9 protein-coding genes are annotated in these 23793 nt (G+C 55.8%); 6 read left to right on the top strand and 3 right to left on the bottom strand.

Translation table 11 applies throughout. The features are described 5' to 3' along the window. Positions 1–13: 13 nt before the first annotated feature. Positions 14–1720, bottom strand: coding sequence for a dynamin family protein (locus tag MF6394_RS07715; RefSeq protein ID WP_078466419.1), 1707 nt, complete (start codon positions 1718–1720; stop codon positions 14–16). A gap of 656 nt (positions 1721–2376) precedes the next feature. Between MF6394_RS07715 and MF6394_RS34515 the strand changes: the two genes are divergently transcribed. Beyond that, positions 2377–2715 (top strand): hypothetical protein, encoded by a 339-nt coding sequence (locus MF6394_RS34515; RefSeq protein WP_186353075.1) that lies wholly within the window; start codon positions 2377–2379, stop codon positions 2713–2715. Positions 2716–2798: 83 nt separating this feature from the next. On the opposite strand, the gene MF6394_RS07705 is transcribed toward MF6394_RS34515, so the two are convergent. Next, on the bottom strand, positions 2799–4265 hold the full coding sequence (locus MF6394_RS07705; RefSeq protein WP_078466418.1) for a DUF726 domain-containing protein: 1467 nt from the start codon (positions 4263–4265) through the stop codon (positions 2799–2801). Positions 4266–4442: 177 nt separating this feature from the next. Next, entirely contained in the window at positions 4443–5099 is a 657-nt protein-coding gene (locus MF6394_RS07700; RefSeq protein ID WP_057711080.1) for a hypothetical protein, read from the bottom strand. A 572-nt stretch (positions 5100–5671) separates the two neighbouring features. On the opposite strand from MF6394_RS07700, the gene MF6394_RS07695 reads away from it, so the two are divergent. The 5 genes from MF6394_RS07695 (at position 5672) to MF6394_RS07675 (ending at position 23732) form a co-directional block, all read left to right on the top strand. Next, a complete protein-coding gene (locus MF6394_RS07695) occupies positions 5672–8497 on the top strand; it encodes a DEAD/DEAH box helicase (RefSeq protein WP_238597279.1) in 2826 nt (941 codons plus the stop codon). Between the two features lie 14 nt (positions 8498–8511). Then, positions 8512–13434, top strand: coding sequence for an Eco57I restriction-modification methylase domain-containing protein (locus MF6394_RS07690; protein ID WP_078466416.1), 4923 nt, complete (start codon positions 8512–8514; stop codon positions 13432–13434). A gap of 79 nt (positions 13435–13513) precedes the next feature. Next, positions 13514–15298 (top strand): DUF262 domain-containing protein, encoded by a 1785-nt coding sequence (locus MF6394_RS07685; protein WP_078466415.1) that lies wholly within the window; start codon positions 13514–13516, stop codon positions 15296–15298. 5 nt (positions 15299–15303) lie between these two features. Then, positions 15304–21636: a DEAD/DEAH box helicase gene (locus MF6394_RS07680; protein WP_078466414.1), complete on the top strand. Its 6333-nt coding sequence runs from the start codon at positions 15304–15306 to the stop codon at positions 21634–21636. Next, complete coding sequence (locus MF6394_RS07675) at positions 21633–23732, top strand: UvrD-helicase domain-containing protein (RefSeq protein ID WP_015093410.1); 2100 nt, start codon at positions 21633–21635, stop codon at positions 23730–23732. Before MF6394_RS07680 ends, MF6394_RS07675 begins: the two co-directional genes overlap by 4 nt. The last annotated feature ends 61 nt before the right edge of the window (positions 23733–23793 follow it).

Here is a 23793-nt window from a genome sequence, read left to right as displayed (position 1 = left end):
TAGGTCGTCCGCCTTACTTGTAGAGGTGTTCGTTTGCAGCGGCTTTTACTGCGTTGGCAAGGTTTTCCAGAACAGCGGTCTTTTCGCTGATCTGAGCTTCAAGCTGCAGGCTTTCTTGTGCGATTGAGTCGATTACGTGTTTTTGCTTGTTGATCTGCTCTTCGAAGCCGTCGCTGATCTTCTTCAGCATGGCGTTGAGCTGTTCGTCGATAATTGCCGGAATCTTTCCGCGCAGTTCCGCCTTGATGTTGGGGAATACTTCGCCGGTCAGTTTCTGGCGAAACGTCTCGCGCTCGTTACCGCCGCCTTTAAACATCTTGAGGATTTCGGGCAGGAAAATGATCACCAGCTCTACCAGTGGATTGACCACGGTGGTGGTGACGGCGAGCACGGTTGAAAGGCTGCGATAGAGCATGACGCCGCTGTTTTTGTCGTCCTCGGCCCGGTTGCTCAGGCGTGTAGACCAGTCGCTGAGCATTTCCGTGGTGCGTTCCAGCGAGAACTTGACCTTGTTGGAAAGCTCTTCGCTCCAGTTACCACTGATGTCCAGCACAGACATCTGGCTGCTGGTGGCACTCAGGTTACTGGCAATCCGGTCGACCATGCTGGTGGAGATGTCCTGCACTTCAGATTTGATCGTGCTGGCCAGGCTGCTGCGGATGATGTCGGAGAGGGCATTCGACAGGGCGCTCGAGTTCTTGCTGCTGCCCAGCGTGACCAGTTCGTCCAGGGAATCATTCAGCGCGTTGTCCAGGCCGCGCAGGCTACGGTCGAGCATTTTCCCCGAGTAGCGATCCTTCAGGTCCGACTCCACATCCTTGCGTTGCTCCAGCAGCTTGACCAAGGCCTGTTCGAGTGCGCGCGCGGTTTGCTCGCTCTCGGTCTTGTCCTTTTTCAGCATGCTCAGCGCTAGGTTGATCTGCGCCAGCAATTCAAAGTTCTGATCCTTGAGGATGTCGATGAACAGACGCGAGAACAGCGCGTCGGGCTGCAAGGCGGTCAACGCACGCGTTAGTTCTTCGCCGCCCCGGTTGCCGAGCGTAATGCTGCGGCAATGCTCGCCGAAATACACCCCGAGCTGGTCGTCAATGTAAGCCTGCACGTCTTCCACTTGGTCGGCGGCGCGCAGATTACATTTACTTAGTAAGAACGTGAAGTCCGTGTTATAGGTTTTCAGCTCGTCGAGTTTGCGCAGCATCGATTGCGTAATGTTGCCGTCCTCGATGCTGGTCAGCACCACAAAATGCACACCGCGCGGCAGGTAGTAAGCAATCGCCTTGTTGTGGTTTTCCAGCGATGAGCCAAACCCGGGCATGTCGACCAGTACCAGAGGCGCAATGGCTTTCAACGCCTCGCTGTCGAGGTACAGGCGCAAATGTGAAAACTCGCTGGAGCGACGATTGATTGAGCTCAACGCTTCGACAGGCAAGCGTTCCTGCACACCATCGGGCTTGATCGCTAGCAGATAGGGCTCGGAGGAATAACGCAGTTCGGTCGCCAGTTCAGTTTCCGGCGCAATCCCAACCGGCAATATGTCCTTGCCCATCAGCGCGTTCAAAAGTGAGCTCTTACCGGCGCTGAAGGCCCCGATTACGGGAACTACAAGCTCGGTCTCCATTACTTTGGGGAGCAGTGACTGATCGAATGAAAACGCTTGGCCGTTGAGCAGCGCCTGCATTTTCTTCAAGTAGGTGGCGAACGCTTTCTGGCTGTCGAGCATGGTGATAATCCTTTAAGTGTTGAGGGGCTGCGCGAAGCCTCGGCATAGAGGGCACTGAGGCTTAAGCGTTGGGATATTCAGGGTACTGTTGGTTTTTAACTCGTCGTGCGAGAAGGGCTCCGGCCCGCCGTTCACCAGGTCAGCGCGTCACTGCTTAGCGTCGGTCCAAAAGCATTGAGTGCAATTGAAGGCGTGGGGCAAAGGCATGAACACGTCCTTGTTTATAGGGTATTGATCGCGCATGTCCTGTAACTGACGTCATATCGCTTCCCGGATGAGATGGCGTTGGGTGAATCCTATAGATCGGCGCGATGTGATTTGCCTGCATGATGGCACTTTGATTCGGTATCGTAAACTGTCAACAAAACGCCCATATTCCGGCGATTTCTTCAGCGGAAAGACGCATTCTCAAGCCCTTGTGCGGAGGTGCATGCCTGAAAGTTTTACCTGTGTACTTAACCAGTATTTAGGCGTTATTCGTTTTACAGCTAGCGGGGTGGGGGAGAACGAAAGCAGGCCAAGTTTTTTGCTCGACAGTGAGCGTGTGGCGCTGCAATTATTTTTTTGGTGATGTCTTATTGATATTATGCCGGTCGCGTTTTGGGTGGTGGGCCTCGCTTGGTTATCCCGCGAGCTGACAGGAGCAGCAATTAATTGTGGTTGTTATTGGTCTCGTCATCGCATTGATCGGCTTTGCGATAATGTCCCGTCCTTTCAAGATTGGTTTCGGCCTCTATTTGGCCTTCCTGGCTTACTACATCTACCTGTATGGCGGTAAAGGGGGGGGTGGAAGAGGCGTCCACTGCATTTTCACTCGTGTCTGGGGCGGTAGCCCTGCTAGTGCGCCAGTTGCAGGTGAGGAAGAGCTCGAGTACAGCGAGGCGTTTGCTGCGATGATTCTAGAGCAAGAGGAAAGTGGCTTTCAGAAAATGGATGCTGACGACTTGCTCGCGTTACTCGAGCGCAAGCTCAGCGAGACTAGGAGCGGGAAATAGGCTGCGCTCGCGGCAAGGGCGAGATCAGGTTCGATCTCCCGTGCCTGGCCAGCGGCATGGCTGGTCAGGCATTTTGCAGAGTGCTAACGCAGCCCTTCGTTGTTCAGTTGCAAGCGCGCATAGAACAGAATTGCGACCGCTGGAATCAACGCAGAGTAGCCGGGTTTGACCGCGCTTTTCAGGTTGGTGACTGCGGCCTTGATGCGTTCGGTCGAGATCAGCCCGGTCAGCGACGGAAGCATTGATATTGAGGCCAGTGCCAATCCATTGCTCTCGCTCGACAATGCCGAGCTGCTGTTTCGATACACAGGCGCCGGTGGCTCCGGAGTCGAGAAATAGGAGGTAATGGTCAGGCTGGCGGCCAGGCTATCGACCTGTTCGAAGTAGCCTTTCTCTGTCATGGCCGCCATATGCTCAGTAATCTCCTGTCGCGAAGCAAGCACATGAGCCTCACCGAACGATGAGCGGAAACACGTGCTGATCAGTAGCGCTTCCATCTCCACCACCTGCGCACAGTCGTGTAACTCGCTCAGCAGATCGTAATGCTCCGCCAGCATCAACAGAATCTGCACATACTTCAGGCCCCGCCCGCGTGCCATGTTGACCAGGCAGTGCCCGCCCAGAAGTTGGAATTCCTTGCTCAGCAGGTAGAGCGAATGATCGGTTTCCAGCGTCGTCCAGCTGCTGCTACGCAAGTGCTTGGCGAATTGGCCGCGGATGCGGTCGCTGGTCAGTTCGAGCAGGTCGTACAGAAAGTGGTCGGTTACCACAGGATCGGGGTTTTTGATGATGGGGTGGGGCTGAAGAGAGACGGGTAGGCCACTCTGGTAACTGTGGAAACCTGATTCTCTCAGTACCTGCTCCAGTCGCGGCCAATAGTCCGTGTGGCCGAAAGATTCCATGCGCACATTTTTGCAGTTGGCAACTGGTTGGCGGCCGGCGCTGTTTTCCCCGATATTCAACCGCAGAATGTCATCATCTTTTGAGTAAGCGTTGTACAGCTTGCAGTTGGTGCGCTTGCGGATGGCACGCGCCTCATTGCCCGACAGTTCGGTAGCTGCGGCCATCAACAGCACGTCGCCGATTTCGAGGTCGTGATTGGCGGGCTTGTGCAGCATGTCGAGCAGCGCACTGACGACGACCCGTCCGCCAAGTGAATGCCCGACCAGGTTGATCTTCGACACGTAAGGATGAAATTCGAGGAGGTAGCGCTCGAGTTGTGACAGCAGTGTCTTGCCCATGGCGGTTGCGCGTTTGCGACTGCTGTTGAAGTGCACGGCGCGGTCGACCACTGCAGCCGCAGCGCCCGCTAAGACATTGACCCGGGTGATCGCCGACACTCCGCCGCTGGACAACGCATCGAACTGACTCCAGTGACCCGACGGCCAGAAAGCAAAGATGTTGACGCAGTTGTGCAGGGACGAAGGGATGCACTTTCGCAGCGCGCACCGGTCTTCCATGTCGTGGCCGGCGGAGTAGCCATGGATGAAGACGTTTGCGACCTCTCCTGAACGGTGAGGGAGGCTCAGGAATTTGAATGTATGGCTCACGTGACGGGGTATCCGAGACTGTAAGGTGCGACGTTGATCAAAAATAGCTCGCAATGCCGCTACGAGCATCCTCATCCTCGACGGTCGCCAGTTGGTAGGGGCTTTCTGGTATGAGCTCGGGGGTACTCTTTTAGCGCAAGCGCTATCGTTTACACTGGATAACAAGCATCGCCGCGCTTATCGCTTGCCGATACCCAGGCCATTGGTAATCCGGCATTTCGTAGGCTCGAGACCACCCCAATGGTTGGACGGATAACGGCCGGCGTTCACTACCGTACCTTCCGTCGTTTGGACTTCTAGCACGGCATTCCAAAGCGACACTCTGGGCGCTTCCAAGAAGGGGTCTAGACACAAAAAGTGAGTCACTATGGTTTTGGCCCGACCTTCCGGACCGTCAATCACCTGACTCTGATAGCCGACCACCAATAGCCAATGACCCTCGCCGCCTGGCCAGTCCACGCCGACAATCGTTGAGTACCCAGCGGTTACCGCTGCGACCAAATCAGTGACAAGTGAACGGGTAGTGCCGTTGAATTTCTTCAGGCTGAGCTGGTTACGAAAGCAATCCAGTAACCAATCCAGGTCGTACTCGTCGGTGCCGTTATTGATTAGCCCACCGAACTCAATCAACCGGTTATAAAATTTTCCCAATCGGGTTCGACCATCGTGCAACCCCATGTAACTCGCTTCAAAGCGGGTAACAATGCCATTGGCTACCAGTGCCATCATCAAGCTATAGGGGCCACAGGCCCCGTCGAGATCCCCCTGGCGGAAGTGCACCGCCTCGCCGGCTTCGTTCACCGGTCCAGATCGCGAAAGGGAAAGCTGGGGCATTACATTCATTACGTTCAAGGGGGAGCGTCCGATGCAAAGGCGAGCGGTAGAAGCGGTACCGCGACTCGCAAAAGGGAAAACGATAGCAGTTGATGATGGCTAATCGCCTTGCGTCTGTCGAGTATCAGTTATGATCAATTGCATTCCAAAAGGCTATCACCCTTGCTGCATTTTTACCCCAATCTAGGATGGTGCGCGAACCAATATGCCAACCATGTGGATGATTCGAGGTGACGGAGGCCGTCTTTACGACCATCCCTTTCAAGGTCCTTTCGTTTTGGCAGCCTTGATGACCCTATCTGTTGAAACCCCGCCCGTTCCAATAAGCGCAAAGCTGGTAAAGTGCCACCCGCCAGATAGACGTGGTGGCGTCCTCGACGGACGTTATCACTGCTGAAAATGCATCGGCTCATGCCGCGACTGAGCGGTAATGAATTGATCAGCGGAGTGCCGATCTGTCTGGGTTTATTAGGCGATCGATTTATCTTAATGCAGTTTTCTGTGTACCTAGTGCCCTGACAAGGATTGCACCAATGCAACTGACCCAAGCCCCAGCCCCCGGTGCACGTGCAGTGATCCGCGATGAAGAGTGGATTATCCAGAATGCCGACCAATGCAATCTTGGTGGCTGGCAGCTCTCCTGCATAGGCGTGTCGGAAACCGTGCGCAATCGTCATGCGCTTTTCCTCACTGAACTCGAAGGCGTCACGCTGATTGACCCAGCAAAGACTGAGCTGGTGTACGACGAATCGCCCACATTTATTGCTTCGCGGCTGTTTATCGAGGCGCGTCTGCGTCAGTCGGCGCTGCAAAGCGAGTCGGTAGTGATTGGTCAGCATGGGGTCATGGATGCGCTGCCGTTTCAGTTGCAGCCCGCTCATCAGGTCTTGCAGCAGCTGCGCCCGCGCTTGCTCATTGCGGATACAGTAGGCCTAGGTAAAACCCTTGAGGCCGGCATCCTTACTGCTGAGTTGATGCGCAGAGGTAAAGCGCGCCGCATTTTGGTGGTCACTACCAAAAGTATGATGCGCCAGTTTCAGCAGGAGTTCTGGAACCGCTTTACCATCCCGCTCACCCGCCTGGACTCAGCCGGTATTCAGCGCATTCGTCGCGATATCCCTGCCAATCACAATCCCTTTAACTATTACGACCGCACCATCATCTCAGTCGATACCTTAAAGCGCGACAGCGAGTACCGTCACTACCTGGAAAGCGCCTGGTGGGATCTGATCATCATCGACGAAGCCCACAACGTTTCCTACAAGGGCAATCGCACCCAGAGCAATCGCTTGGCGGAGTTACTCTCGCAACGCTCCGATGCACTGATCTTGCTCACCGCCACACCGCACAACGGCAAAAAGGACAGCTTCGCCAGCCTCGTGCGCATGCTCGACCCCACGGTGCTGCCAGCAGGGGCCGACTACACCCGCGAGGATGTCGATCACCTTTTTGTTCGCCGTTTCAAGAAAGACGTGCGCGAGCAGATGAAGCAGGAGTTCCCAGAGCGAGAAGTGTTTCGTTTGGCCTGCGCCGCAAGCCCGGCGGAAAACCTCGCCTTCGATGCCCTAGCCGAACTCAAACTTAATAGCGACGGGACCGGTGCGCGCGACGGTGCCATGTTGTTCCGCACCGTGCTGGAAAAGGCGCTGTTCTCTTCCCCGGCAGCCTGCCTACAAACGCTGAAAGAGCGCATCCGAAAGCTCGAGGTAAAAGACGCACGCCATCCTGATCTTGAGGGGCTGCGTGATCTTCAAGTTCTGGTGCAGGCCATCAGTGCCGACAAATTCAGTAAATTCCAGCACCTCATCAGCCAGCTCAAACAAGGTCAGCACTGGCGTTGGGATGGCAAAGATCCAAGTGACCGCCTGGTGATCTTCACCGAGCGAGTAGAAACACTGAAATTCCTCCAGCTAGAGCTGCCCAAGGCCCTGAGGTTAAAAGATAACGCCGTAGCCATCCTGCACGGCCAATTGCCTGACCAGGACATCCAGCAGACGGTCGAAGATTTCGGCAAAACCCATTCGCCCCTGCGCCTGCTGATTGCCTCGGACGTGGCCTCCGAAGGTCTTAACCTGCACTACCAAGCTCATCGGCTGATCCACTTCGATATTTCCTGGTCGCTGATGGTGTTCCAGCAGCGCAATGGTCGTGTGGATCGATATGGTCAACTGCATGCCCCGAAAATCGGCTACCTGCTGACAGAACCTCGCCACGAGAGAATTCGCGGTGACTTGCGCTACCTGGAAATCCTGATAGATAAGGACGTGCAGGCGGCGAAGAATATCGGCGATCCATCAGCCTTTATGGGGCTGTATGACGAGGAGCTGGAAGCCGTCGAAGTGGCCAAGGCCATTGAAGGCAACCGCACTGTCGAGGAGTTCGCCGCGCTACTGGCTGGGGATGATATCGACCCTTTCGAAGCCCTGTGGGGCGCGAACGTACCCAGCAGTGATAGCGTTGCGCCCGCCAGCACAGCAGCGCTCATGGCGCCCACTGCTGAACTCACCAGTCTGTTTAACGACAGTTACATTTACCTTCGCGATGCCTTGCGCTGGCTGGCGCAACAATCGCCGCGCGAACATGCTGCAATCAAAACGGATGATGCCAGCCGCACGCTGAGCTTCCAGCCCAGTCGCGACCTTGCCCAGGTGCTCAAGCGTGATCTGGCCAGCGAAATGTGGCCGAACGATAACACCTTTGCCTTGAGCGCCGATAAGGCTGTGGTTGAAGAGGCCATCAAACAGGCGCGCGACACCAATGCCTGGCCGCAGCTGCACTACCTCTGGGCGCTCAACCCCATTGCCCAGTGGCTCGACTACAAACTTATGGCTCTGTTTCGTCGCCAGCGTGCTCCGCTGCTGCGCGTTGCACAGGGGCTGACCGCAGGCGAAGCCATCGTGCTGGTGCTCGTCCAGGTGCCCAACCGCCGCGGTCAAGCCGTGCTAGCCGAGTGGCTCGGTGTACAGCTCGATGCTGCTGGGCAGGTACTGGGCGTGCTCAGCCTGGCGGAAACACTGCAGCGCACTGGGCTCACCAGCACCGCAAAAGCCCAGGCCAACGATGGTCAGGCGCCCGACAGCCGTGCCCTGCAAAGTGCACTACCCGCGGTTATTCAGGCTGCTGAAAAACACATCAAACCGATCAAGCAGGCCTTCGATGCCAACTGCCGCCAACGTCTGGAGTGCGAGTTGGCCAAACTGCAAACCCTGCAGCTCAAACACAACGAACAGTTGGAAATCGATTTCGCCAAAGGTATCGAACAGGTCATCGCAGCCAAACGTAAGCAGAAAGAAAGCGCCACCGCAGACCTGTTCAGTAACTACCAACAATGGATACGCGACACCCTGCAACTGGATGACCGCGCTCAGTTCACCGTTGTCGCCGCACTGATGGCTTAAGGAAGGAATACAGCATGAGTTTTGCCATCACCGGCCTCACCAATGCCAACGAGTTCTACAGCCAGCACTACCTGGACGAGATCCTCGAAAAAGACCTCAAGCCGCTGTTTGAGCAGTGGAAAGAGCAGGGCGCGCAAAGCCCCGTCGCTCGTCTGCGTACTGCTGCGGGGGCTAATGGTTACTTCCGTGCCCGCGAGCGCTTTCTGAATGAGCGCAAAACCAGCGAGCGCGCCAGCCTGTTTATTGATCTAGTGCAGCCTCTGCTCGCCGCCCTGGGTTACGAACTTGCGCCGCAGAACCTGACGTTGGCTGAAGGAGAGTTGCCGGTGCTCGCGGTGTATCGCGATGCCAAACACCAGCCGCTGTTGGTCATTGCGGCAGCTATTGCCAATGCGGAGGACGACGACAGCAGCCCGCTGCAATTGCTTGCGCCAGCGGCCAGTGAGCAAGGCAAAGGTAAATATGCCCACAGCGACTGGGAGGAAACCCTCAGCAAGCGCCTGTTTGCCGACGACCACCCGCCACGCTGGGTGTTGCTGCTGCACCATGAAGAGTGGCTGCTGATCGAGCGCAGCAAATGGGGGCGCAAGGCACTGCTGCGCTTCAACCTGCCGGAACTGTTCGGCCCGCGTGATGACAAGCAGTTCCGCGCTATGGCCGCGCTGCTGGGCAGCCAGTCGGTGCTGCCGGTGGAAGGCGGCGTGGCGCTGCTCGACAGCCTGGACGACAGCTCGCACAAGCATGCCTTTGAGGTATCCACTGATCTCAAATACGCCCTGCGTGAATGCATTGAGCTGATTGCCAATGAGGCCATCTGGTACAAACGCACGGTGGCCAAAGAGAAAGTGTTCGAGCGTAACGATACCGACCTAGCCGACCAGCTCAGCCGTGAAAGCCTGCGCTACATGTACCGCCTGCTGTTTATGTTTTATATCGAGGCGCGACCCGAGCTGGGCTATGCGCCCATCGATGCCGAGGCTTACCTCAAGGGCTATAGCATCGAGCACCTGCGCGAGCTGGAACAAACCCCGCTGACCACCAGCGATGCCCAGGAAGGTTTCTATTTTCACGACAGCCTCAAGCAACTCTTTGGCCTGATCTGGCAAGGCTACCCACGACGGGATGCCACGGCGAGTCAGCTCGATTTGGGTGGCAGCCATGATGGCTTGCTCGACAACGGCTTCACCATCGCGCCGCTGCAAGGCCATCTGTTTGACCCCGCGCGCACGCCGCTGCTGGGTAGCGTCAAGCTGCGAAACTCGGTGCTGCAGAAAGTCATTGAGCTTATGTCACTGTCCCGTGGTGGTGGCAAGAACCGTCGTGGGCGCATCAGTTATGGCACCCTCGGTATCAACCAGTTGGGTGCGGTGTACGAATCGCTGTTGTCCTTCCGTGGTTTCTTCGCCGAAGTAGATCTCTACGAAGTCCGCCCAGATCCCAAAGGTAATAAGGCAAGTACGGGCGACGAAAGCGAAGAAGACGACTCGAGCGAGAGTGATGCGGACAGAGAGGAAGGCCTCGATACCCCCAGCGCGGCCGAGAAGAAAAAAGACGCCGAGGTCAACCCTCTGGATGCAGCCTACTTTGTACCTGCCAGTAGCATCAGCCAGTACACCGACGCCGAACGTCTGTTTGGCGGCAATACCAAGATTAATCCCAAGGGCAGCTTCATCTATCGCCTCGCCGGACGTGCCCGCGAGAAGTCGGCCAGCTACTACACCCCTGAAGTGCTGACCAAATGCCTGGTTGAGCATGCGCTAAAGGAAATCCTGCCCGGTAAAACGGCGGATGAAATTCTGAAACTCACCGTGTGCGAACCGGCCATGGGCAGCGCGGCGTTTTTGAACGAGGCTGTCAGTCAATTGGCAGAAGGCTACCTGCAGGCTAAACAGAAAGAGTTAGGCCGCACCATCCCGCACGAGCAGTACACCGAAGAAAAACAGCGGGTGAAGATGTTCATTGCCGACAGTAATGTCTTTGGTGTGGACCTCAACCCCATTGCGGTGGAGCTAGCCGAAGTCTCCTTGTGGCTCAACGCCATTTTCAAAGGCAGCCATGTGCCGTGGTTTGGCTTGCAGCTGTACAACGGTAACTCCCTAGTGGGGGCGCGACGCGAACTGTTTAGCACCGCCCAGCTCAGCCCAGGCAGGGGTGAAAACGGTCTGCCCGAACGCGATTGGCGCGCTGCCGCGCCGCGTGCTTTGCCACTCACACAAGTGCCCGCCGCTACCGATGTATACCACTTTTTGCTACCTGCTGAAGGCATGGGTATGGTCACCGATAAGGTGATAAAGGCACTGAAGCCCGCGGCCTTCAACCAATTCAAACAATGGCGCAACGCCTTTACTGCGCCGCTGAGTAGCGATGAAATCAAACGGGTGCAGGCGCTAAGTGTTGCCACCGAGCAGCTCTGGCAGCAACACGCCCAGGAGCTGGCCCGTGTGCGCGCCGCTACTTGCGATGAGCTGCATGTATGGCCCGACCCGGCCGCGAACCGCGCTCCGACTAGCACCGCGCAGAAAGATGCCGCCTACCAGCGGGAAATGCTTAGCGAAGCGCAGAAAAATGCCAGCCCATACCGTCGCCTCAAACTGGTGATGGATGCCTGGTGCGCCCTCTGGTTCTGGCCACTGGATAAAGCCAGCGAGTTGCCTAGTCGCGAACACTGGTGGTTTGTGCTGGAAACTGTACTGCTCGGCAATGCCAGCCTGAACAGTGTGTCGGCGGATGATCTATTCCCAGAAACCCACCCGCAGCAGGGGCTGGACTTTGCTCCCGAGCGTGACCGTTCCGGCTATGTCGATATCGCCGCGCTGATCAACGCCTTGCCTCAACTGCAGGTGGCGCAGGAAGTGGCCGGCCAGCAGCACTTTATGCATTGGGCGCTGGAGTTTGCTGATGTCTTCAAGGCGCGTGGCGGCTTTGATGTAGTGCTGGGTAACCCGCCTTGGATAAAGGTGGAGTGGAACGAGCAGGCGCTGCTCTCGGACTTTGATCCGCGTTTTGCCATTCGTAAGCTTAGCGCCAAGCAGACGGCGGATCAGCGTGAAGCGGTGTTTGCCGCCTTGCCGCAGGCAAAGGCTGATTTTCTGGCTGAGTGCGTGGCTACAGAAGGTATGGGGCAGTTTCTCAACGCCGTACAGAACTATCCGCTACTCAAGGGGCAGCAGAACAATCTGTACAAATGCTTTCTGCCGCTGGTGTGGCAGATCGGTAGTGGCGTACAGGCGCTACTGCACCCCGAAGGGGTGTATGACGACCCCAAGGCGGGTGAGCTGCGCGCATCCCTATATCCTCGCTTGAAGGCGCATTACCAGTTCACCAATGTGAATCTGTTGTTTCAGGAAGTGATGATCTGGGTCCGATATTCCATCAACGTTTATGGGCGTGTTCAGAACGAGATTCGCTTCCGGACAATGGCCAACCTGTTCGCGACAGCGACGGTAGCGGCCAGCCTGGAACATACTGGCGGTGGCTCCGTTCCGGGTATTAAAAGGAATGAAGGTGGATGGAATACGGCCGGTCATGCCAGTCGAGTGATAGAAGTGGATGAAGCCTTGCTGGCTACCTTTGCTCAGCTCTATGACATTCCTGGGACTCCTGCATTGCAGGCCCGCTTGCCCGCGGTACATAGCCGTGAGCTGGTTGCAGTGCTGGAAAAATTTGCCTGCGTACCAAACAGACTCGGAGATCTGCAGGGTAATTATGGCACCCTTGAAATGTGGCACGAAACCGGCGCGCAAAAGGACGGCACCATCTGCCGCCGTAACACCAGCGCACACGGTTTTGTCTCTGATCCTGCCGAGTTTGTGCTGTCCGGCCCGCATTTCTTTGTCGGTAATCCGTTCTACAAGACACCTCGTATGGTTTGCACAACTCCACGTGCTTATGATCCGCTCGACCTTGAATTACTACCTGACGACTACCTGGCGCGTACTAACTACCTACCAGCCTGCGACGCACAGGAGTACGCCCGTCGTGTGCCAAGGGTGAGCTGGGTGGAAGAGGGCGAGCGCGAAGCGAGAGCGGCGACAAGGTATTACCGCATGGCTTTTCGCGGCATGCTGTCGCAGTCAGGTGAGCGTACTTTGATTGGCTCAATTGCAGCACCGGGACAGGCGCATATTAACGGCGTGCAAAGCACCGTATTCAAAAGCGTTGAGCATCTGCTGTATCAAGCGATCTTTTCGTCGTCTTTGACCGCAGATTTCTTTATCAAAACCACCGGCCGAAGCAATCTGCACTTTATCTGGGAGCAGTTTCCTATGGTGGAAATGCAGGCTGCTGCTGCGTTGAGAACCTTGACACTTAACTGCCTCACCACTCACTACGCTGACCTCTGGCGCGACTGCTGGCAGCCCGCTTTTCAGCAGGATTGTTGGGCCAGTAACGACCCGCGTCTGACGCAGGACTTCTTCACTCAGCTCACCCCCGACTGGCAGCGCAACTGTGCCCTGCGCAGCGACTATGCTCGCCGTCAGGCGCTGGTGGAAATCGATGTGCTCGCTGCCCAGGCACTCGGACTCACGCTTGACGAACTGCTCACCATCTACCGCGTGCAGTTCCCGGTGATGCAGCAGAACGAGCGTGACACATGGTACGACGCTCAGGGTCGCATCATCTTCACCGTGAACATTGGGCTTGCGGGCGTGGGCCTGCAGCGCAAGGCCGGCAAGCGCGATGCCAACTGCACCGTGCGCCTGCCCGATGGCAGCACCAAAACCGGTCGTCTCGGTTGGGAAGATGTAAAACCCAAAAACGGCCAAACCCAAGTCCCCGACGGCACCGTCATCGAGTGCCCTATCCTCGACGACACCCAACCCGGCGGCCCAATACACCGCACCATCCAATACACCGCCCCTTTCACGCTGGCTGACCGCGAAGCTGACTATCACGTAGCCTGGGCGCATTTTGCCAAGGAGGCGAACCATGGCTAACCCTGTTGAGAAACTCAGCAAGGCAGATAAAGTCTGGATACCAGCACACCGCTGAGCCACCACCATAAGGAAACGGATTTTGGCTACCCAAACCATCGAGCAGTTCTTCACGGGCAAGTCCCTGGAAATTCCCGCGTACCAGCGAGACTACGCTTGGACGACCAGCAATATCGATGACCTGTTTGAGGATATCGAGGAAGCAATGGAGTTGGGCGGTGGCCACTATCTGGGAACCTTTATTTTGTCGCAAGCCGGGAAAATGGCACCGGTACGAGTGGTGGATGGCCAGCAGCGGCTTACAACACTGACCATGTTGCTCGATGCTTTAGTTGATGCAGTCGATGAGTTGCCAATCAAGGAGCATTACCGCAGTACCTACATCACGCATCCCGTATACGGCCCCAAGTTCACTGTTCTTGGCAGTAACAAGACGTTTTTTTCTGCACTACTGAATGATGAGCTGCCAGAGCCTGATTCTGATGGCCAGCAGCGCTTACTGGTTGCCTACCAGTGGATTCGCCAGCGCATCAGTGCCATCAAGGAGCACCAAGGGCAGGAGGCCATCAAGAACTGGTTGCTGAGCATCAGCCATCTTGAGGTGCTTGAGTTCACGGAGGCCAATGAGGGTAATGCCATTCGCATGTTCCAGTCGGTCAACGACCGAGGTGTGCCTTTGGCCAAGATGGATATCGCCAAGAGTCTGTTGATCTATTACTCCAATCGCTTTCTGGATGGCGAGCTGGATTCGATGATCGCTGATAAGTTCGGCGAGGCCTTCCGCAGCTTTAGCAAACTCAAGAAGCTCGCGGCGGAGCCGGGTTATCAGATTCGCCTGATCAACCGTGATCCGTTCCGGGAAGATAACGTGCTGCGGTATCACTATTTCGCGTTTAACGGCGAGCAACACGATGTGGAGTCCGGCGCGGATTACAACGCAACCTCTGAAACAGTTCTGGAGTCTTTCCTCAAGCCGGCACTCAAAGCCATGCGCGGCGACAAGGAGCGCTTAGCCAGGTTTATCAGTGATTATGTCAGTGATTTGGAGGTGTTCTTTAAAGGTCTGCTCGGTTTGACTGAGGGGGTTCGAACCAACCGAGGCCTTTATCTGCTGCTGGTTGTTCAGGATATCTCGGCCACGCTTTACCCGCTGATCATCCGCCTGTTCACTTCGAAGATGCTGGAGGTGCAAGTACCTAGCTATCTGAATTATTCGATGCTGGAGTTGATTGAGCTCGCAGACCTTCGTGTGTTCAAACTGCAGGGTACGAATCCGCAAGCCGACATGGCTGCTCTCATGCGAGCGTTTAGTCATTTAACCACTGAGGAGATTGCTGAGCGGTTGATCAATTTTTGTCAGCGGTTTATGCCAAGCGCTAAGTTCGAGTCGCGTTTGGCTGGGGAGGAGATGTTCCGAAACCCTGGGCTTGCGCGAGTTTTGTTGGAAGCTGAGAGCGCAGCCAGAGTCGCCGTGGGTTTGCCACAGCTCGAAATAGGAGACCTGGTCGAGATCAATACTGCAGGTCTGACCATCGAGCATATTCTTCCGCAGGAGCCTTCCTTTGGCGTCCGTCTGTATGGTTTCCGCACTGAAGAAGCCTATCTCGAGCATATCCATCTGCTCGGTAATCTCGCACCGCTTGAGAAGCGCATCAACAGTGCCTGCAATAACTGCTCAGCGGAGAACAAGATGCGTGATCAGAAGTTGTACCGGTCTTCGCAGTTCAGGTTAATCCAGGGGCTGGCGGCCAAGAACGCTAGTGCCAATCCAGCCTTTTCCAAGGATGCGATCCTTGCCCGCAGCATCGAGATTGCCAAGTTCTCAGTGAAAAAATGGCCCCTCACTGAAGCTGATCTTGCCGAGTAAAAAATATGCAGCCACTTATCGTTTCTCAGCAGGTCACTCAGGGCGTCGCAGACTTTCTGCGCACCGCATTCCCGTCCACCACTACTGGTTTTGAGGGCTTGCTGGAGCGCTTTTTGGCTGAGCGCAGCAATATCTTCAAAGGGCCATATCTGACATTGCCACTGCCATTTCGCAAGCAGCTTAATAGCGGTTTACCAGCTTTTCCTTGGTTACCCGCCAGCTTTGTGCCCCATGCACATCAGGCCAAGGCTTTTACGCGGCTGGCGGGCTCAGAGGCTCAATCCACGTTGGTGGCAACGGGTACGGGGTCGGGTAAGACCGAGTGCTTTCTATATCCAATCCTTGAGCATTGTCGTGTGGCGCGTTCCGAGGGGCGGCGTGGCATCAAGGCGATCATCCTCTATCCCATGAATGCCTTGGCCAGTGACCAATCTGGGCGCGTGGCCAAGGAAATCGTTAAGGCCGCTGGCCTTAGTGGGATTCGTGCAGGCTTGTATGTTGGCGATGCACCGGCTGTCGAGTCGCAAACGGTCGCCCAATTGAGTGACGGCAGTTATTCGGTGATTACCGACCGCAATGCCCTGCGTGAAAATCCGCCGGATATTCTACTGACCAACTACAAGATGTTGGACTTTCTGCTGCTGCGTGCGGCAGATGCCCCTTTGTGGGCGCATCAACAGCCGGACACGCTGCGTTATTTGGTGGTGGATGAGCTGCATACCTTTGATGGTGCGCAGGGTACTGATCTGGCTTGTCTGATTCGCCGCCTCAAGGGGCGGCTGAAGGCGCCACCGGGCCAGTTGGTGTGCGTCGGTACTTCGGCAACGCTGGGCGATGATGGCGTTAGCGATTTGCTGGCCTTTGCTGGTGATGTGTTTGGTGCAGTGTTGGATGAAGGTGCTGTTATTGCCGAGGACCGCGAGTCGGTTGGCGATTATCTAGCAGAGGCTTTGGTCGAATTCACTCAAAGCCCGCAGCCCAGTGACCTGGATGTCTTAGCACCCGAGAATTATAACGATCTGCATGCCTATCTGGCGGCCCAAGCACCCTTGTGGTTTGGTGAGCCTTGCTCGGTCACGCAGGCAGAGGATTTTGCTTGGCGCTGTGGATTGGGTAAGCACCTGAAGAGCCACTTTGCCTTCCAGAATCTTTTGCGTGATTTGGAGCGTCTTGGACCAAAGTCCGTGTTGCTGGATGACCTGTTGGTACTGCTCAAGCGCCGTTTGCCGAGCTGCGATGATGAGCGCTTTGCGCTGCTTTGGTTGTCTAGTCTGCTGTCGTTGGTGGCGTATGCACGCCAGGATGCACATCAGAACTTTTTCTTGCAGGTGAAGGTGGAAATCTGGCTACGTGAGCTGCGCCGCATGGTGGCTGTTCTGGATGCTGAGCCGCAGCTTCGGCATCACGATGACTTACGTAAAACCGATATGGAGCGGCTGCATCTGCCAGTGATCCATTGTCGCGAGTGCCACGCCACCGGCTGGGGTTCTACGCAGCAAAAGATCAGCCCCAATCAACTCACCCATGATTTGCAGGCGTTTTACAGCGCGTTCTTCGCCGAGGATGTGAGTACCCGTTTTATCTTTCCTTCCAGTGCGGGGGCGAACCCAGCGGTGTTCGAGCGCAAGCAGGTATGCCCTGCCTGCGGCTCCTTGCATCAGGCATCGCAAACCGAATGCTCACACTGTGAGGATCAGCCTTTGCTGGCTGTAGATATTGCCAGCAACTTGCGTGAAGGTACGCGCAATGGCGCGAAGTACACCAAGTCGCACCATGATTGTCCTTTCTGTGCCGGTTATAAAACGCTGACGATTGTTGGTTCGCAAGCGGCCAGTCTGGCTGCGGTGATGGTGGGACAGTTGTTTGCAACGCGCTTCAATCCAGACAAGAAGCTGATTGCTTTCTCTGACTCGGTACAGGATGCGGCGCATCGTGCAGGGTTCCTTGCGGCACGAACCTGGCGAATGAACTTACGCCCGGCGTTGGCGCAGGTAATTGCTGATGCCTATGCAGCTGGGCGACCTGTGACATTGGAAAATTTGCCAACAGCATTCGCGCAACGTTGGCGCACGGCGCTAGGTGATGGTCATTACATTGCTAACTTCCTGCCGCCGCAAATGCAGTGGCTACGTGATTACGAGACTCTGATGGAAGAGGGGGCGCTGCCTGAAAGCAGCAACCTACCTGGCGAGTTGGCGAGGGTGTTGCCTTGGGTGCTCAATGCAGAATTTGGCCAGGATGCTCATATTGGTCGTACTCTGGTGGCAACGAGAACTGCATGCGTAGTGCCACTTGCAGGCAAGTTAGACGAAGCCGCTCAATGGCTGTTGCCACGTCTACGTGACACGCTTGAACCGTTAGCCGCCGCGCAGCTGGACGAAGTTGTTGTTTTACTGCGCGGGCTACTGGAAAACATGCAGCGCATCGGGGCTTGGCGTGATCAGGAGCTAGGGTTTTATGCGCGAATGGGTAGCAGCCCTTGGGGGTATAAGAAGAATTCAAGCCAGTTTAAGCTTCTAACCAGCCCTCGGCCTCCGAGATTTTTGACACTGGCAGAGTTTGGTCGCTGCGTCAGTGTAACTAAGAGCCATGCCCGTTTATTTAGCGACTGGGCGTTCAAGGCATTGCCTGCTTTGCATGATCTGGCGCTGGGCACGGATGCCTTGATTGCACCCCTTTATCGGCTTGCTCTTGAGGCATTGGAAAGCGTTGGCTTAGCAGGTTTTGAGGAGGCCACCGAGAAGCCGGATATACGTGTATGGGGGCTGGAGCCCTCTGCTTTCCACGTTATCTTGGGGGGCAAGGTGTGGCGGTGTGCCTGCTGCCACAGCACAACACTCTCTGGCCCAGAGGATGATTTTTCTGAGCAAGCGTGTCGCCGCGTCGATTGCCGGGGCGAGTTGCACGCACTAGATGTACCCGGTGATTTTTATCGCAAGCTCTATCTGAATGCGGACATTCGGCGGGTGGTAGCGCATGAGCATACCGGCTTGCTGCCGCGCGAAACGCGCGAGGCGGTAGAGCGCAACTTTAAATCCAACAGTGATCGCCCCGGGGGCATTAATGTGCTCTCCGCGACACCCACTCTTGAGATGGGTATCGATATTGGCGACTTGTCCAGCGTGCTGCAATGTTCGGTTCCTCCACAGCAGGCTAACTACATTCAGCGAGCCGGTCGGGCAGGGCGTAGCACGGGTAATGCGTTGCTGATGAGCATGGCGACCAGCAAGCCGCATGACCTGTATTTTTGGAATGACCCTAAAACCATGATTGCAGGTTCCGTGCAGGCACCTGGGGTTTTCCTTAACGCCTCGGCGGTACTTGAGCGTCAACTTACAGCGTTCACTCTAGATTGCTGGGTGCATGAGAACGGGCGGGCGGCGCAGATCCCTCCGGAAATTCGTGGGGTGTTCACTGCGATCAATAATCAGACCACGAGCAAATTTCCTTACCCTTGGTTGAGCTATGTGGAACAGCACCAGGCATCGCTACTTGAGCGGTTCCTGCGCTTGTTCAATCAAGGGGAGTTGTGCCCTTTGAGCGACGGTACGTGCCAATGGCTCGCAAATTTCATTCAGGGCAGCAGCGGTGATAGCAGTCCGTTGGCGTACAAGATCGTCAACCGTTTGCAGGGCATTGCTAGTGATGTTGAAAGCATCAAGCGCAAACGTGAAGCCGCAGTGAAGGAGATCGATAAGCTGCAGGCATTGACGGTGCGTGGTGAGGATCAGGATCTGGAGTTGGCGCGACTGCTTCAAGATCGAACTGCGCTTTCGCGTTTGATTGGCAGCATTGAGGGTAAGGCTACGCTCAATGTGCTGACTGATGAGGGCTTGCTACCCAACTATGCGTTCCCGGAGCAAGGTGTGCTGTTGCGCTCGATCATTGTGCGCGATTCAAAGCCTGGAACATCCGCTCCTGATCCTCTGACCTTCGAATATGAGCGTCCTGGATCAACGGCCATCACTGAGTTGGCACCGAACAACACCTTTTATGCCGAAGGTCGGCGGGTGGTGATCAACCAGATCGACGTATCGAAGATCAAGCCTGAGCATTGGCGTTTCTGTAGGCAGTGCTCCTATACCGAGCCGCTGTCGTCAGGTGATCAACACCCTAACTGCCCACGATGTGGCGATACGCTGTGGCGCGACAGTGGGCGCGTACACGAGATGCTGCGCTTGACCACGGTATTTGCCCGCACGCTGGATCGCGATAGCCGTATTGCTGACGATTCAGACGAGCGTCAGCGCGGCTTTTATGTGCGCCAGGCTTTGGTGGATAGCCCGCCTGATGCGGTGCGTCAGGCCTTTGTGATTGACGAGCAGACATTTCCTTTCGGCTTCGAGTTTCTCGATCGGGTGACTTTTCGCGAGGTGAACTTTGGCGAGCAGTCAGCGGAAGGCATGCCGATGGAGATCGGCGGGAAGGAACTCAGCCGCCCTGGTTTCAGCATCTGCCCCGAGTGCGGCACCTTGCAGCGCAAGCGCAAGGCCGAGGAGCTGTATCGCAACCATTCGTCCTGGTGCGCGAAGCGCAAGAACCCCGAGGCGAGCACGCAGCAATGTGTGTTCCTCTACCGCGAGTTCACTAGTGAGGGCATTCGTCTGTTTTTGCCCGAGGTGGGTTTTGCCGATACCAACGAGGCCTTGCTGAGCTTTGTGTCGGCTTTGGAGTTGGGGTTGGCGCGGCGTTTTAGGGGCGCAGTGGACCATCTACGTATTGCCCTAGATATGCGTATGGCTGCGGGCTCTGAGACGCCGCGATGCTATCTGGTGATCTACGATAGTGTTCCAGGAGGTACTGGCTATCTCAAAGAGCTGATGCGTGCTCCCGAGCCGTTGCTGGAGGTGTTCGAGAAAGCTCTAGAGGCCCTTAACAGCTGCACTTGCAACCAGAATGCGGACACCGATGGCTGTTATCGCTGCGTGTACCGCTATCACAACAGCCATGATCGTAAGTCTATCTCGCGACGTACAGCACAGAAGTTGTTGGGTGAGGTGATGCAGTACAAGGGTGCACTGAAGCCAGTTACCCATCTGGCCGACGCCCAGCCAGCTAACCAGTTACTGGACAGCATGCTGGAGAAGCGGTTTGTCGAAGCGCTGCGCCGTGAGCATGAAGGTGAGAAGTTCAAGCTGAGTGAGCTGTTGTTCAAGGGCAAGGCGGGCTATCAGATACAGGCTGGCTCGCGTCGCTGGCGGATGGAGTTGCAGGTCAATCTGGGAGCCAGCGAAGGTGTGTTGATTCCTTGCAAGCCTGACTTCGTGTTCTGGCCAGACGATGCCGCCGACGACCTGCCCGTGGCGGTCTTTGTTGATGGTTGGCAGTACCACAAAGACATCATTACTACCGATATGGCCAAACGTATGGCGGTGGCCAAGAGCGGAAAGTTCTCAGTCTGGACGCTGACCTGGGATGATGTCGAATGCGCTTTGCAAAACCAGGTATTACCTACGCCATCGCCTTGGGCAACTTTGCTTAATGATGATCCGCAGCAGGTAGTGCAGAAGCTGTGCGCGGCACAGGGCATCGCAACACTCTCCAATTTCAAATCGTTGCCGTCCTTTAGCCAGCTGCATCAGCGTTTAGCCCATGGGCAACACCAAGCGCTCGGCAAATTGGCCGTCTCCCTGGCTACGGGAATGTTGATGCCGCCGGGGGACACTACTGCGCTTCAAGTCCTGCGCGGAGGGGCTTTCTGGCAGCGTTTGGATGAGCTGGGTCTGCTACCTGACCTGCAAATGCATAGGTTGAGCCAGCGTCAGCTCGGTACAGCCTGGATGCTGGCCATTGCCATGCACCCGGAGCATCTGAAGCAAGTGATGAGGGGCAATGGCTCTGCAGACTCTGAACCTGTTCTGGTTGGCGAGTGGAAAGAAGATGGTCTGCCCGAAAGCGAGCTTCAGTTACGCTGGCAGCAACTTTGGCAGGCACTTAACTTATTGTTGCCGCTGAGTCAGATTTGGGTTGGCAACGCTGAAATGCCAGGGTTACCTGCGCTGCAGGATTGTTCTGCGCTCAAAGCAAAATCCGGCGGGCTGTCTGAGGCCTGGCAGGAAGCGCTGAGTCTAGCTGCACATGAAGTACAGTCTTGGGGCTTGGCTCTGGCTGGTCTCGACGTGACCGCTCCAGAGGTGGGCTATGAGTTGATGGATGAAAAAGGCCGCGTAATAGCAGAAGCTGAGTTGGCTTGGCCAGATGTTCGTACCGCGGTACTACTGCCAGATTCTGAAGCAGAGGCTGCGCTTTTTGCTGGCCAAGGTTGGCATTCTTTCACCGCTGACGGCAGTGAGTTGCCTGATGAGCTGAGAACCCTTTTGATGGAGACACTGGCATGACGCTGGCACTCAAGATTGCAATGTCCGATGACTTCTTGAAGTCGTTTTCAGCAGTTCCCCGCTCCCACCAGCAGGCAGTGCTGACCTTCGTTGCAAAGTTTCGTCAGAACCCAATGGCGACCGGTATCAATTATGAGCGCATTCATGATGCCGCCGATCCGAACATGCGTTCGGTTCGGATCAACGACAATATGCGGGGCATTGTACTCAAGCCGGATGTGGGCAACGTGTATTGCTTGCTGTGGGTCGATCAGCATGATGATGCCTATCACTGGGCGCGTCGCCACCGAGTCGCGATCCACCCGGATGTTGGCAGTATTCAGGTTTATGCAGTGCAGGAAGCTGCTGACACGACGTCATCTGACACACCGGCTGATGTACGAGTAGCAGGCCTGTTTGATGCACTCAAAGATCGTGAGATTCGTCGTCTGGGCGTACCTGACGACCGGCTGAAAGCGGTACGCGCCGTAACTAATGAAGGCGAGCTTGAGGCGTTGGAAGCACAATTGCCCGATGAGGCATACGAAGCGTTGTATCTGTTTGCTGCCGGCGAGCCTTTCGACAAAATCATCAATGATCAATCCGCGCCGGAGTCGGTCGACCCTGCAGACTTCGGGGCTGCGCTTGAGCGCGACAGCTCACGGCGTCATTTCGTGGTGCTGACAGATGACAGCGATCTGGAAGCTTTACTAGCCGCACCTCTAGAGCACTGGAGGGTATTCCTGCACCCAAGCCAGCGTAAGTTGGTGGAGCGCGATTGGAATGGTCCTGTGAAGGTGACCGGTGGCGCAGGTACTGGTAAAACCGTTGTGGCTATGCATCGTGCTGCAAGACTTGCCAGACAATACTCGGACTTACCTGGTCGTCCGGTGTTGTTTACCACGTTCACCAAAACACTTGCTGAAGACATCCGCCAACATTTGGCGTTGCTGTGCACACCGCAGGAGTTGGAGAAAATTCAGGTGGTAAACCTAGATCAGTGGGCTTCCAGTCTTCTGCGTCGTTTTGGTTACGCAAATAACCTGTTGTACAACGAAGGTGACCGTCGCCGTTTCTGGCAAGCAGCCATGTCGGCGATGCCAGCGTCGGTTGATCTCAGCTTACCGTTCATGCGTGCTGAATATGAGCGGGTTGTGCTTCCTCAAGCCTGCGAAACTGCTGAGGACTATATGCGTGCCAGTCGAGTAGGCCGAGGCGGTCAGCTTGGTCGTGCGATGCGTAAGTCTATCTGGCCAGTGTTTGCCGAATACCGGGCCCAACTGCAAGCTGCCAACTTGCGCGAGCCTGAAGAAGCCTTCCGTGAGGCCTCTCAGTTGTTAGTGAATGAGCAGCCCGCACTGGGTATTCGTTCTATGGTGGTGGACGAAGCTCAGGACATTAGCAACGCAGGTTTTGAGCTTATTCGTACTGCAGTAAAGGAAGCCGAAAACGACCTGTTTATTGTTGGTGACGCTCACCAGCGTATCTACCGACACAAAGTCGTGCTTAGCCGGGTGGGTATCGAAGTTCGCGGCCGCAGCCGTAACCTGAAGGTGAATTACCGAACCACCGACGAAATCCGTCAATGGGCCTGCGCTCAGCTCGAAGGATGTGCTGTCGATGACCTGGACGGGAATGCGGACTCTCTGCGCGGTTACCGTTCGCTTACCCATGGTGATGTGCCGGATATCATCGAGTCGTCTTCCGTTAATGAGGATATGCCGCATATACAAGCGATCCTTAAACAACTGCAGGACGATGGAATGGAGCCTCGACAGATTTGCATCACCGCACGTACTAACGAGGATCTGGACAGCATTGCTCGAGCTCTGCAGCAAGCCAATATTGTTCACTTGAAACTGGATAACGCAACCTCGGACGATTCGGCACTATTGGGCGTCCGTCTAGCCACTATGCACCGCATCAAGGGGCTTGAATTTAGCGTAGTGATTGTTGCCGCCTACAGGGGAGCCACTACTTATGCAGGGCAATTTAGCCGTGATGAAGATGCCGGGGTAACCGAAGACACTGAAACCTCTGAAAGATGTCTGCTGCACGTTGCTGCTACTCGAGCAAAGAGAAATTTGTTTCTCCTGGTACGGCCTTCTGTTGGCTAAAACCTCAGACGTATACAGCTAAAAATTAGCTGTATACGTCGGTCAGTGGCGGACTCTTGGC

The sequence above is a fragment of the Pseudomonas sp. MF6394 genome (assembly GCF_002018845.1).
GTDB lineage: Bacteria > Pseudomonadota > Gammaproteobacteria > Pseudomonadales > Pseudomonadaceae > Aquipseudomonas > Aquipseudomonas lactis.
This window is presented reverse-complemented; position numbering and strand designations above follow the sequence as displayed.

Excerpts from the sequence above, each read along its gene's own strand:
- MF6394_RS07700 (WP_057711080.1), bottom strand. The coding sequence starts at position 5,099 with ATGCCCCAGCTTTCCCTTTCGCGATCTGGACCGGTGAACGAAGCCGGC.
- MF6394_RS07680 (WP_078466414.1), top strand. The coding sequence starts at position 15,304 with ATGCAGCCACTTATCGTTTCTCAGCAGGTCACTCAGGGCGTCGCAGAC.
- MF6394_RS07690 (WP_078466416.1), top strand. The coding sequence starts at position 8,512 with ATGAGTTTTGCCATCACCGGCCTCACCAATGCCAACGAGTTCTACAGC.
- MF6394_RS07675 (WP_015093410.1), top strand. The coding sequence starts at position 21,633 with ATGACGCTGGCACTCAAGATTGCAATGTCCGATGACTTCTTGAAGTCG.
- MF6394_RS07715 (WP_078466419.1), bottom strand. The coding sequence starts at position 1,720 with ATGCTCGACAGCCAGAAAGCGTTCGCCACCTACTTGAAGAAAATGCAG.